The organism is Aurantimonas sp. Leaf443, from assembly GCF_001425575.1.
In the GTDB taxonomy this organism is placed as follows: domain Bacteria; phylum Pseudomonadota; class Alphaproteobacteria; order Rhizobiales; family Rhizobiaceae; genus Leaf443.
Genome location: NZ_LMRD01000011.1, coordinates 1 through 11646, shown reverse-complemented (window position 1 = coordinate 11646; position 11646 = coordinate 1). Strand labels below are relative to the sequence as shown.

Below are 11646 nucleotides of genomic sequence, written 5' to 3'. Positions count from 1 at the left end.
AGGAGTGAACCCGTTCGCCGGCCATTTCAAGGCATTCGATGCAATTGCTCCGAGCCCTGCGGACAGCACGCCCGCAACTCCCATCGCGCGGCGGATTTGTCCTTCGCGCCGGAGGGCGATAGGGACGGAGCCACGAAGTCTTTCGCCGGATTCCACCCAGCCCGGAGCACAATCCTTGAGTGACGCCGCCACCCTCCTCGCCACGCGCCGTTCGATCCCGATCCCGATGCTGCGCGAGCCGGCGCCGCAGGGCCCCATCCTCGACGCCATCCTGACCGTCGCCGCCCGCGTGCCCGATCACGGCAAGCTCGCCCCCTGGCGCTTCGTCCTCTATCGCGGCGCGGCGGCGGCGGCGATCGGCGAGGCGCTGGCGGCGCTCGTAGCCGCCCGCGACCCTGCGGCGAGCGAGACGCGGCTTCGCGTCGAGCGCGAGCGCTTCACCCGCGCCCCGCTCGTCGTCGGCGTCGTCTCCACGGCGGCCGAGCATGTGAAGATCCCGGTCTGGGAACAGGTCCTCTCGGCGGGGGCGGCCACGATGAATCTCGTCAACGCCGCGCACGCGCACGGTTTCGCGGCGAACTGGGTCACCGAATGGGTGGCCTATGACGAGGAGGCGAAGGCGATCCTGGGCATCTCGCCGCAGGAGAAGGTCGCCGGCTTCGTGCATATCGGCACGCCCGGCGAGCCGCCGTCCGAGCGCCCGCGGCCGGACCTGTCGCGCATCGTCACCGAGGCCACGGCGCCGGGAGCCTGAGCGATGTTCTACACGACCGACACCAACCGCCACGGCCTTTCCCACGATCCGTTCAAGGCGCTCGTCTCGCCGCGCCCGATCGGCTGGATCTCCACGCGTTCGAGCGAGGGCGCGGTGAACCTGGCGCCCTACAGCTTCTTCAACGCGATCGGCGACCGGCCCAAGCTGGTCATGTTCTCCTCGGTCGGCATGAAGGACTCGGCGACCTTCGCGATCGAGAGCGGCGAGTTCGTCGCCAATCTCGCGACGGAGGCGCTGACGCGGCAGATGAACCGCTCTTCCGCCAATGCCGAGCGCGGCACCAGCGAGTTCGAGATCGCCGGTCTGACGCCGGTCGACTGCCGCCTCGTCGCCGCCCCGCGCGTGAAGGAGAGCCCGGCCGCCCTGGAATGCAAGGTCACGCAATGGTTCCGTCCGCTGGGGCTCGACGGGCTGGAATCGGAGAACGTCACCATCATCGGCCAGGTCGTCGGGATCCATATCGACCAGTCGATCGTGCGGGACGGACGCATCGACATGGCGCTCGCCGCCCCGCTCTCGCGCCTTGGCTACATGGACTACGCCGTGGTGAAGGACGTGTTCCAGCTGCCGCGACCGCGCCGGGCGGACGCGTCCGACGCCTGAGAAGGCTTGCCGCGAACTGGAGGCGACGGCGAATTGTCGCCTCCCACAAATGCTGACGAACATGGTGAACCAAACGTAAACCATTGCCTGCAAGAGTGGCTCCATCGCCGTGAGGGGCGGCAGGAGTTTCGACACGCGATGATCGTCCAACGGTTTGTCGACTGGCTGGGGCAGTCCAGGAGCACGGAGCGCGCCGGTGCGGCGCGCATTCTCAGCGTCGGCTTCGCGCAGGGGCGCTATCCGGACGACGATCCCGAGCTCGCCGAACTCTCGCTGATGGCGCTGGCCGAGGATATCTCGCCCGCCGTGCGCATCGAACTCGCGCAAAGCATCGCCGGCGTTTCCGACGTGCCGCGCGGCCTCGTGCTGACGCTTGCCGGCGACGTCGATCGCGTCGCCGTGCCGGTCGTGGCGCGCTCGCCGGTCCTCGTTCCCGCCGATCTCGTGACGCTGGCGTCCAGCGGCCGCGAGGCGATCGAGATCGCCGTCGCCTCCAGGCGCGGCCTGCCGGCCCGTGTCTCGGCCGTTCTCGCCGAACGCGCGGGCGAGGCGGCCTGCCTGAAGCTTCTGCGCAACGAGACGGCCGCCATCCTCGCCTCCGGCCTCGCGCTCATCGGCGAGCGCCACATGCACTGCGCCGCGATCCGCGACGCGCTGGCGCGCCGCCGAGACTGCCCGCCGGCCTTGCGCCATCAGCTCGTCGGCGCCATCGCCCGGAGCCTGTCCGACGAGAGCTTCGTCACCGCCGTCCTCGGCGCCCGGCGGACGGAACGGGTTCTGCAGGAAGCCGGCGAGAAGGCGACGGCGATCGTCGCGGACGCGGTTCCCCCGGCCGGGCGCGCCGAGTTCCTCGCCTATCTGCGCCGCGCCGGTCGCCTCAACCTCGCCTTCCTGCTGCGGGCCGTGGCCGGCGGCCACATCGATCTCTTCGTCGACAGTCTCGTCGAGCTCTCGGGCTATGCGCCGCGGCGCGTGCGCGCCATCGTCGTGGACGGGCGCGCGACGGCCTTCCGCGCCCTCGTCTCGGCCAGCGGCATTCCCGTCGAGGTCGCCCCGCTGCTGCGGCAGGCCGTCGTGACCTGGCGCGAGGTTCTCGCCCGCACGCCGCACGCCGCGCCCGAGGACGTCGCGCCGCTCGTCATGGAACGGCTCGCCGCCAGCTTCGCACGGTCGCAGGATTCGGACGGGTTCGCAGACCTCCTGCAGCGCGTGCACCAGCTTGCCGGCGAGGCGGTGGTGGAGGCCGCACGCGACCGCGTGCGCCGGCTCGCCGCCTGAGCGACGGTCAGTAGCGGAACTGTTCCGCGAGGATCCGCTCGTCCCAGGAATGATCGGGGTCGAAGAGGATGCGGCAGGTGAGGTTGGACGCCTCGCGGATGGCGATGCGGCGCACCGACTTCACCTCCGTCGCATCGGCGACCGCGTTCACCGGCCGCTTGCGCGGCTCCAGCACTTCGATCTCGACGCTCTGGTGGTTGGAGAGAAGGGCGCCGCGCCAGCGCCGCGGGCGGAAGGGGCTCACCGGCGTCAGCGCCAGGAGCGGCGCGTCGATCGGGATGATCGGTCCCTGGGCGGAGAGATTGTAGGCCGTCGAGCCCGTCGGCGTCGCCACCATCACCCCGTCGCAGACGAGCTCGGCCAGCCGCTCCTTCCCGTTGATCGAGATGCGCAGCCGCGCGGCCTGATAGGACTGGCGGAAGATCGACACTTCGTTGATGGCGAGCGAGGAATGCTCCACGCCCTCCTCGTCGATCGCCGACATGGTCAGGGGCCGGATCTCGTTGACGACGGCGGCCGCGATGCGCTCGTGGAGGTCGATCTCGCGGAACTCGTTCATGAGGAAACCGATCGTGCCGCGGTTCATCCCGTAGATCGGCTTTCCCGTGCCCATGTAGCGGTGCATGACCTGCAGCATGTGCCCGTCGCCCCCGAGCGCCACGACGACGGCCGCCTTGTCGGGGTCCTGGTTGCCGTAGATGTCGGTGAGGATCGCGGCCGCCGCCTGGGCGAGCGGCGCGTCGCTCGCCAGGAAGGCGATCGAGGAGGCGTTGTTCTGCATCGTGTCCGTCACGGTCTGGGGATCACGGCGGGCCGTCCTCGCTGGAGGCTGTGCCGACGCTTGCGGAAGGTCCGGCGCGGCATCCGACATCACCTATTGCGAGGACGGAAATCGTCCACTAGACGTTCCAGCCGGCGCCGGATTAGCTCAGCGGTAGAGCAGCGGTTTTGTAAACCGAAGGTCGGGGGTTCAATCCCCTCATCCGGCACCATGCGTCCGCGACCCGATGATTCGCCTCAGCCGTTGCGCTTGAGAAAGCGGTCCGTCGCGTAGAGTGCGACGGCGGCGGCGTTCGACACGTTGAGGGAGCGGATCGCGCCGGGCATGTCGAGCCGTGCAAGATCCGACACCGTCTGGCGCGTCTTCTGGCGCAGGCCCTTGCCTTCGGCGCCCAGCACGATCGCGACCTTTTCCCCCGAAAGGACGGCCTCGAAAGGCTGCGGCCCGTCCGAATCGAGGCCGATCGTCTGGAACCCCTCGCTGGCGAGTTCCTCCAGCGCGACGGCGAGATTGGTCACCTGAATATAGGGCACCTCTTCTAGCGTGCCGGAGGCCGCCTTCGCCAGGACGCCCGATTCCTGCGGCGAATGACGCCCGGTCGTGACGACGGCACCTGCCGAAAAGGCCGTGGCCGAGCGCAGGATCGCCCCGACATTGTGCGGATCGGTGACCTGGTCGAGCACGAGGACGAGGCGCGTTTCGCCGAGCGCCGTCAGGCGCTTGGCCGGGAGCGGGCCGGCTTCCAGCATCACGCCCTGATGCACGGCGTCGGTTCCGAGTTCCGCGTCGAGGACGCGCGGCTCCACGATCTCGAACGGGCAGGGGATCGCCTCCTCGGCCATCTCCAGCCGCGCAAGCGCGTTGCGCGAGACGAGAAGGCGATGGAGCTTGCGCTTCGGATTGGCGAGGGCCGCGCTCACCGTGTGCAGCCCGTAGAGCCGCACGCGCCCCTCCGGCCCGGGTTTTCCGGGCAGCGCCGGCCGCGCGGCGGTGCGCGGCGGCGCCTCGCCCTCGGGCCGTTTCGAATCGCGGTGGGCCCGGCGCAGCCGGGCGTAGTGGCTGTCCTTGGGCGTCTTGGAGGAGGAACCGTCGGTCATGGCAGTCTCGCATCCTCTCGAGAGAAGGCTGGATTTCGGCGGGACCCGGACGCTCCCGTCCGGGCGGCGGCCCCGGCCGCGTCGCGGAGCCGGCAGGCCTGCGCGGGCCGCGCCGTTTCCCGCGCTGGACCGCTCTTACCCGAGGGGATGGGCGACCTCAATCGAAGCGGCCAAAATCGCCGTTGACACCGGCCCCATCCGTCAGCATAACCCGCCACCGAAGCAGGCGGTCTCAGGGCCGCAGCTTCCGACGCGCGGGTTCGCCTGCCGGACCCGTGCGGTGAGTACGGAGGGATGCCCGAGTGGTTAAAGGGGACGGACTGTAAATCCGTTGGCTTAGCCTACGTTGGTTCAAATCCAACTCCCTCCACCACTCGCCGATCTTGGGTCCTGGCATGCGGGTATAGCTCAATGGTAGAGCAGCAGCCTTAATGCGCCGGCGTACACAGGATGTTCAAGCGCGGTTGAGGCGTGATTTGCCTCCTGCCTGGATTGCTCGAACTGATTCGGGCGGCTAGCGTCACCTATCGATGGTGACGCGCGCTTCGAATCATGGGTGTTCGCTTTAAGACGGTGTTCAGGGTTGGAGAGGCTGCGGTCGCCGAGGGGGTCCCTAGAGCGTTTCTAGGCGTACCAATCATCATCGACGAAGAAGGCCAGCCTGATCGGCACCTGTTTGAATACTTCCTGTCGCGCAGGAACGGCGACTGGTCCGCCTACACTCGCGTCGAAGGGCGAGTGCTGGAGCTCAGCGGTCGCACCGTGACAGGCGACAAACTAAGTTTCCTCATGGACCGCGCCTACCAGCTCAACGTCTTTCGGCGATGGTGCCGATTCGAAAGCGTCGACTGGCGTGACGTCAACGATCAGGAACTTCGAGTTTATGCCGAGGCGCTCGAGGAGGGGGTTTTTTCTCGGAGCGGCCCATACAAACAAGGTGGTGAGGTCGATCCGCTCGAACCGAGCTCCGTGAACCAGTACCTTACCTCCGTCATCGACTTCCTTCGCTACGCGGTGGAACGGGGATGGAGAGCCAATTTGGCCCTCAAGTACAGGCGTGGTCAGAGCCCGGAGAATGGCAGAAGGGGCGGGGGGAAGGGAGTAGGCCGCACCAAGACATCCGCACGACCGAAGCCAGCTCTTTTCCGTCGGACAAACCCAAAAGAGTTGCGAGTATGGTACTCTGAAGAGGACATCAAGCGTGGTCTTGCCGAGTTCGAGACCGCTGGTGTCCGGCTCGCGGCTCATATCATGTACGACACGGGCTTGCGGATCGCCGAGGCGTTGTCGCTGACCCTTGCCTCATTCCCTACACCAGAGCAGTTCCGCTCTGATGCAAAGCACCGCTTCATCAGGGTACGCGGAAAAGGCCGCAAGTGGCGAAGCGTCAGCATCGAAGAGCCGATCGTTCTCGAAGTGGACCGCTACAAAAGGTACGACCGGACGCTGACCCTGCGAAAGAACGAACCGGATCCCGACGTCCTCATTATCGGCGAGACAGGCAATGGCGTTGGACCCTTGTGGCCCCGCTACGTGCAGAAGGAGTTCGCTCGCATCCGCGAGGGCGCAGGCATTGTCGGGGTAACGCCCCACATTCTCCGTCACCATTATGCGGCGCACACCCTGTTGAGGTCTTGGAGAAGAAGGTCGGCGTTTCTCGGCATTCCGCTTGAGGAGTTTGATACCGCGAACGCACAGGGAGTGTTGTCCCAGGACATCATCAGGTTGAAAGAGAACCTCGGGCACGCCAGTCTCGACACGACCTTCGGCTATCTCGGAGCCGTCATCTATCTTTTGGGGTCTGCTCTCCCCATTGCGTACAGCGACGAGTTGGACGAGTTGATTGAATGACCCTCACAATCAGCGGTCGTTGTGTCAGCCGGGTAACTCGTAAGGCCGCTAGTTGGACCTTACCACTTACATCGCTGGTGGAAGGAGGACGATTTCGCGGACGGCCCGTTCTCACGCAGAGACTTTTGAACGCTTTACAGGTCCTCTACGAGGACGGCACAAAGAGTACGGCACGCAATGCTGTCAATAAACTAAAATATTTCTGGGAGTTTCTCGACCATTTCGAAGAGATGGCAGCGGTACTGCCGGGAGATCAAATTCTTCGAATTGACGATGTCGACTGGTCCATGCTCGAAAGCATCTGGCGGCATTTCATCGATTGGCTTAGAAACATTCCTGAAGAAAGGCTCAATCGCACGACAAAATACCAAGCTAACCAAATGGCTTGTTCCGTTTTCAAAGCTGCGTTCGATCTCTCGGTCAGAAACGGCGAAACTGATAAACAGCATCTTGATATATACGTATACTTCAAGTTTCTGCCTTCCACTGCGTATGATCAGGCGGAATTTGATTTTAATGATGCGAAGAAGGCTTTAGCAATACTTGCGAAAGCTTGGAGGAAAATTGTTGCGCGGATCGCCATGGCCCGCAAGCTTGCCGAGGGCGGTAGGAACCCAGCCGTTGGGAGTGGTCATGCGCAGAATGCTGGTAGGGAAAACTGGGGAGATGTTAAAAATCGTCTTTGGCTAATCGCCAATATCCTGCCGTTCCCTCGACTGAGCCGAGATCCATCAGGCACGCGGAAGTATCGAGACGGCATGAAGCACCAGCTTCCGATGGAGCTGCTCATTACGGAGCTTGGATCTGATCGAAACGGCCTCACGGCTCACTCATCTTGCCTCTTTCTCCGACAACAGGAGCTCGCGATCGCCTTCGCGCTGGTCAGCATGAAGACCGGGATGAACCCGGATTCGATCAGCCAACAAACCCTCGATCGCTGGTACGTCGACGACCCGATGAATCAAGGAGAGAGAGTGACGATCCTCGGCCCGAAACGCGACGGGCAATCGAATTTGAAAGCGTCTTCCTCAACTCGAAAATGGACAGACGCGTACCAGATAATTAAACAGGTCGTAGAGATACAGCAGCCGCTACGTCATAGATTAAGCGAGCTTTCGGCCGACGAGAATAATCAAGAGCTCGCGGATTTAGCTTCTTTGGTCTGGATTGGCCTAGGCAGCGACAACGGCATTTTCAATTATCTCCCCAGATCTTCAACATTTACGTCATTGCATGCAGCACTTGACGGGTTCTTCCTTCGTAACGGTGTGAAGAACCGCTTTGGTGAGCCAATGAAATATAGGGTGTCGCAGGGGCGCGATATCTGGGGACTGTTTGTATACCGTCGCTCCGGCTTTAATCACATCCTGACAGCGTCGGCGCTGGGTCATTCTACACTCACTGCCTTACTACATTATCTCGCGAAGCGAACGACGCTGATCGAGGACAGGAAAAAACTCGTTGATTTGCAGTCGGTCGTATTCCGCGATCTCGAGAAGGGCATGTTCGCACCCCGAGCGTATCGGAAAGGACCGATCGAGACAGCGGTGACAGGCTTGCATTGTACAAAGCCGACGCAGCCAGCCCCAAACGCGGACCCAGGAAACCCGGGTGGACGACCCTGCCGCGCCCAAGGGTGCTGGACCTGTTATAACTGGTTCGCGAGTTTGGAGAGTCTCGTTCCGCTCTGCCGGATCATCCGCGATTTGCAGGGGCTACGGGAAGAGCTGCCGCTGGCAATGTGGGAGACAAGCGACTTCCCTATCATGCTCGAAATTTACAAGCACATCGTGTCCAAGTTCCATTCCAAACACGTCTCGGCAGCCGAACTCGCTGCGACCGACATCCCTCCGATCATCACCACTGCGATGTTCATCTCCAGGCAACGCGTGAGGCGGACAGCTTGAACGCGTTGACCCCGCATCGCGCATGGGAACAGATCGAGGTGAACGGCTGGCACGCCGGACACGGATTGCTTTCCACGGCGTTCCCCATGCCCGGCGAGCCCCACTTCGCTGACGACGAACTCTTCGTCGACGTGGCGTTGTTTCCGCGGGCTTACACAGGCGAAGTCATCAAAGTCGGAGACGACGTCTGGGAGTTCCCTCGGTCGTGGTTTCGACAACTCGAGGCGCGTCCGCGCAGCCTCTTCCACGTTAAGTTCCGACTGAAGTGCGATGGAGTGGACACTGCCGCCATCTCCGCCGCGAAGCTGGCCGTGAAGCGGGCGATGTACCTCGAGATCGTTAAGTCTCGACGGCCCCTCGGTCTGAGCTCGTTCCGAACGCGAGTCAGGATCTATGAAGCGTTTGCCCTCGTCGCGCTGCGCAATCGGAAGCCCCTGACGTCTCTTGACGCAGTGGACCTGCTGGAAGCTGTCAACCTAATAGACAAATCGACCCGCAGGGTACTGCCCGCGGTCTACGACCTTCTCCGATGGTGGAAGGGCTTGGCACCCGACACCTTTTCCATGTTCGAGCCGCCAGTCTCTATAGGATACTACGACAGGCAAGCCGACATCGATGAGCCGGAGGACGACTTCCGGCATGGTGGGCTCGACACCGAAAATATCCGCGAAGAGGTTGAAGATGGAGCTGCTGAACCGATCACGTACGCGCCTCTTCCCGACGACTTCGTTGCTGCCGCAGGTGGCTTCTGCTTGCAGGTTCTCAAGGAACTGGCTCCGACGCTTGATGCGTGTATGAGGGAACTTGATACCGTCGATGCGTCAGAGCGGTCGGCAGCAGTGGGGCGGATTGCAGCGCGTTACGACTGGCCCACGGGCATGGAGGTGCGCAATCCGCGAAGTCTCCGGAGCGTGGGGGCCCTCTGCCAGCTCGCGCTCTTGTTCATCCTCTCTCTGTTGCTTGGGTTTCGCTGGTCGGAGATCCAGGCGCTGCCACGGACGGTTCTTCTCAAGCGAGGCGACGGAGAGGGGGCGGAGTATTTTCTCGACGGCAACGCCTTCAAGTTCGAGCAGTCGACTGGCGGCACCCCGCGGGATTGGCCCATATCGCCGGAGATCGCATCGTACGTTGAGCGTCAGGCGCGCTACATAGAATTGACGGAAGGCGCGGGCTTCGCGCACCTATGGCGAAACCATAGGTATGCTTGGGGCGGCGGTGAACCCCTTCGGCAGATCGACAAGGTCCTGAAGACCTTCGCCCAGCGACACGGTTTCGAGCATCACCTCGGCGGAACCTCATGTCATCATCATCGATTCAGAAAAACGACGGCGCGGTTGATCGTCGTGGCGCTGAACGGCGGTCCTTTTGTTCTGCGCAGGTTGTTCGGTCATCAAACCCTGGCGATGACCCTCATCTACATTCTTGCGGACAGAACGCTGGTGGAAGAGCTGCGGCAGATCGCGGTCGAAGAGCAAGCGTCAGTCGCGGCTCGACTGGTCGAGCGGCGCGACAATCAACGGGGCGGAGGAGCGGACCAGCTCCGTGCTGGGATCGCGAACGTGGTCAAGCAGATCCAGATCATGGTTCCGCAGGGTTCCAAGGCACAGGAGCGGGTATCGACCGAACAGATCGTAGAACTCGCAACCGTTGATGCGGGTGGCCTCGTACCGAAGCAGATACTGCCGGGTTTGGTCCATTGCCTGATACAGCGGGGTGAGGCTGGGAAATGCTGCCGAAAGGACGAGTTGCCCAATATCGCCCGGTGCGACTCAACCTGCCGATGGCACGTCGTCGACGACGAGTTCATCGGACAAGCCCGCGTCAACGTCGCCGATGCCCTGTCGAATCTCGTTGGCGCTGCCGTCGACGGGCCGAAGTGGAGGTATTACTCTGACGTGGTGATCCAACGAGCCGCCGACTTTCCCGAGTTGGAGGTTGAGTTCGAGGAGAATGCTGTGTTCCGGCAACTGACGGGTCGTAAGGATGCCAACGGCTGAGGAAACCCGGATCGCGATCAGGAGAGCGATGAAGCTCTACGGTGAAAGGGTCCTCGACGACCGCAGGCTGGATCCGGCTACGGGCATCTATGCCTACGACTTCGAGATCACTAAGACCGAAGTCTACAAGCTCGCCGGCGGCATCTCCCGGTCGACCCTGAAGGCACCCTACCACGACGGGCTGCGGGGTGAGCTGGATACCTTCATAGACACCCTCAAGAGGAAGACCGGGCGAGGACAGGTCGGTAAAGCCGCGGCAGGAAAGGCGGCCGGGAAGACCAGCGCGGGTCCCAAGATGGATAGGTCTGCGACACGAAAGGCGAGGGCGGCATCCACGGCAGCCCAGGTCGAGTTGCTCGCCGCGAAGCTTGCGGGGATGACTTACCGGGTCATCGAGCTGGAACGCGAGATCGATCAGCTTCGTAAGGGGGCGAAGCGCAACGTCGTCAACTTGCCTTCGCCGGTTCGGCGTAGGGGGTAGATCCAAGGTGCCCCAACCTTCCGTCGTCCCAGAGATCCGCACAGTGCTGGAGCCGTACCTAGAGCGATGCCATGCTGCGTGGACGGCAATGCCGCTTGGCGCACGGGTCCCGACACTGCCGTCAACCGACGACGGGAAAGTCAACGTCCGGGCCCTCACGCTCGCCCTCGGGCTCAAGCGCCATCGCGAGCAGCATTTTTATAACCATGCCGAACTCACCGGGCTCGTCAATTCCATCGCCGAGGCTCAAGGACTACGTGGCATCAAGTCTCGCAACCAAGCCGAGACCGAAGACGTCGAGATCGCGGATCGCATCGCACGCGTTCAAAAGGAGCGCGGTGACCTCGCCCGCCTCCTCGCAGAAAGGGAGGCGGTCATCGAAAGGCAGCGGCGGGAGATCGCCGCTCTGCGCGAGCAACTCCGCTTGCTGGAGGAGACTGGCATGGTCGTCCGCACGGCGGCCATCCGTTGAGGTCCATCCTGGTCGAGAGCATCGTGAGCCGCAGGGGATGGGGCGTGATCCTCGACGGGCAAGAGCAAGGTCCGCGCGGGGACGGTGCGACCGTCCGCGTGAAGGTGTCAACGAACGTCGCACCCGTGCTGCCGGACGTCGGGGAGACCTGGGACTTCGAGGGCGACCTGACCGAAACAGCGTGGGGGCCGCAGCTTGCCGCCCGCAGCGCCGTCAGGCGGGTGCCGAGCGGGAAGCTGGCGACGGCGTTCCTTTCCCGCAGTGTTGATTTCCACTGAGAGCTGACCCAGGATTTCCATCAAGAACTGACCCGGCTTTGACGATGTTGGGCTGGTCAGGCCTTGGTCAAGTTCCGAGTTTTCTCCCGGGTTGGTCGTTCGATTTTGGCTGAGCTGTTCTTGAAG

General features: G+C 63.2%; 11 protein-coding genes and 2 tRNA genes. 11 read left to right on the top strand and 2 right to left on the bottom strand.

All coding sequences use genetic code 11. The annotated features are described in order from the left end of the window. Positions 1-175 precede the first annotated feature (175 nt). From ASG48_RS15730 to ASG48_RS15720, 3 genes are all read left to right on the top strand, one after another. Entirely contained in the window at positions 176-754 is a 579-nt protein-coding gene (locus tag ASG48_RS15730) for a nitroreductase (RefSeq protein ID WP_082529531.1), read from the top strand. A gap of 3 nt (positions 755-757) precedes the next feature. After that, positions 758-1378, top strand: a complete 621-nt coding sequence (locus ASG48_RS15725; protein WP_055851987.1) for a flavin reductase family protein — start codon at positions 758-760, stop codon at positions 1376-1378. Positions 1379-1516: 138 nt separating this feature from the next. Then, entirely contained in the window at positions 1517-2656 is a 1140-nt protein-coding gene (locus ASG48_RS15720) for a DUF2336 domain-containing protein (RefSeq protein WP_055851984.1), read from the top strand. 7 nt (positions 2657-2663) lie between these two features. Here ASG48_RS15720 and ASG48_RS15715 read toward each other — a convergent pair whose 3' ends face one another. Next, entirely contained in the window at positions 2664-3437 is a 774-nt protein-coding gene (locus tag ASG48_RS15715; protein ID WP_055851980.1) for an NAD kinase, read from the bottom strand. A gap of 136 nt (positions 3438-3573) precedes the next feature. Here ASG48_RS15715 and ASG48_RS15710 point away from each other — a divergent pair. Then, positions 3574-3648, top strand: a tRNA-Thr gene (locus tag ASG48_RS15710). Between the two features lie 25 nt (positions 3649-3673). Here ASG48_RS15710 and ASG48_RS15705 read toward each other — a convergent pair. Next, the gene (locus tag ASG48_RS15705; protein ID WP_055851977.1) at positions 3674-4534 is read right to left on the bottom strand and encodes an RNA methyltransferase; all 861 of its coding nucleotides are present in this window, start codon (positions 4532-4534) and stop codon (positions 3674-3676) included. A 288-nt stretch (positions 4535-4822) separates the two neighbouring features. Here ASG48_RS15705 and ASG48_RS15700 point away from each other — a divergent pair. The 7 genes from ASG48_RS15700 (at position 4823) to ASG48_RS15670 (ending at position 11520) form a co-directional block, all read left to right on the top strand. Further along, positions 4823-4907, top strand: a tRNA-Tyr gene (locus ASG48_RS15700). A 179-nt stretch (positions 4908-5086) separates the two neighbouring features. Beyond that, complete coding sequence (locus ASG48_RS18025) at positions 5087-6385, top strand: tyrosine-type recombinase/integrase (RefSeq protein WP_082529530.1); 1299 nt, start codon at positions 5087-5089, stop codon at positions 6383-6385. Further along, positions 6382-8292: a hypothetical protein gene (locus ASG48_RS18395; protein WP_156381646.1), complete on the top strand. Its 1911-nt coding sequence runs from the start codon at positions 6382-6384 to the stop codon at positions 8290-8292. The genes ASG48_RS18025 and ASG48_RS18395 overlap by 4 nt, the downstream gene beginning before the upstream one ends. Next, complete coding sequence (locus ASG48_RS15685; protein WP_156381645.1) at positions 8289-10289, top strand: hypothetical protein; 2001 nt, start codon at positions 8289-8291, stop codon at positions 10287-10289. The genes ASG48_RS18395 and ASG48_RS15685 overlap by 4 nt, the downstream gene beginning before the upstream one ends. A 28-nt stretch (positions 10290-10317) precedes the next feature. Continuing rightward, positions 10318-10770 carry a hypothetical protein gene (locus ASG48_RS15680; RefSeq protein WP_156381644.1) on the top strand — a complete coding sequence of 151 codons (453 nt, stop codon included), beginning with the start codon at positions 10318-10320 and terminating at the stop codon, positions 10768-10770. A 43-nt stretch (positions 10771-10813) separates the two neighbouring features. Further along, positions 10814-11242 carry a hypothetical protein gene (locus ASG48_RS15675; protein WP_244486922.1) on the top strand — a complete coding sequence of 143 codons (429 nt, stop codon included), beginning with the start codon at positions 10814-10816 and terminating at the stop codon, positions 11240-11242. 44 nt (positions 11243-11286) lie between these two features. Further along, positions 11287-11520 (top strand): hypothetical protein, encoded by a 234-nt coding sequence (locus tag ASG48_RS15670; RefSeq protein WP_156381643.1) that lies wholly within the window; start codon positions 11287-11289, stop codon positions 11518-11520. Positions 11521-11646 lie beyond the last annotated feature (126 nt).

Excerpts from the sequence above, each read along its gene's own strand:
- ASG48_RS15725 (WP_055851987.1), top strand. The coding sequence starts at position 758 with ATGTTCTACACGACCGACACCAACCGCCACGGCCTTTCCCACGATCCG.
- ASG48_RS15720 (WP_055851984.1), top strand. The coding sequence starts at position 1,517 with ATGATCGTCCAACGGTTTGTCGACTGGCTGGGGCAGTCCAGGAGCACG.
- ASG48_RS15715 (WP_055851980.1), bottom strand. The coding sequence starts at position 3,437 with ATGCAGAACAACGCCTCCTCGATCGCCTTCCTGGCGAGCGACGCGCCG.
- ASG48_RS15705 (WP_055851977.1), bottom strand. The coding sequence starts at position 4,534 with ATGACCGACGGTTCCTCCTCCAAGACGCCCAAGGACAGCCACTACGCC.
- ASG48_RS18025 (WP_082529530.1), top strand. The coding sequence starts at position 5,087 with ATGGGTGTTCGCTTTAAGACGGTGTTCAGGGTTGGAGAGGCTGCGGTC.
- ASG48_RS18395 (WP_156381646.1), top strand. The coding sequence starts at position 6,382 with ATGACCCTCACAATCAGCGGTCGTTGTGTCAGCCGGGTAACTCGTAAG.
- ASG48_RS15680 (WP_156381644.1), top strand. The coding sequence starts at position 10,318 with ATGAAGCTCTACGGTGAAAGGGTCCTCGACGACCGCAGGCTGGATCCG.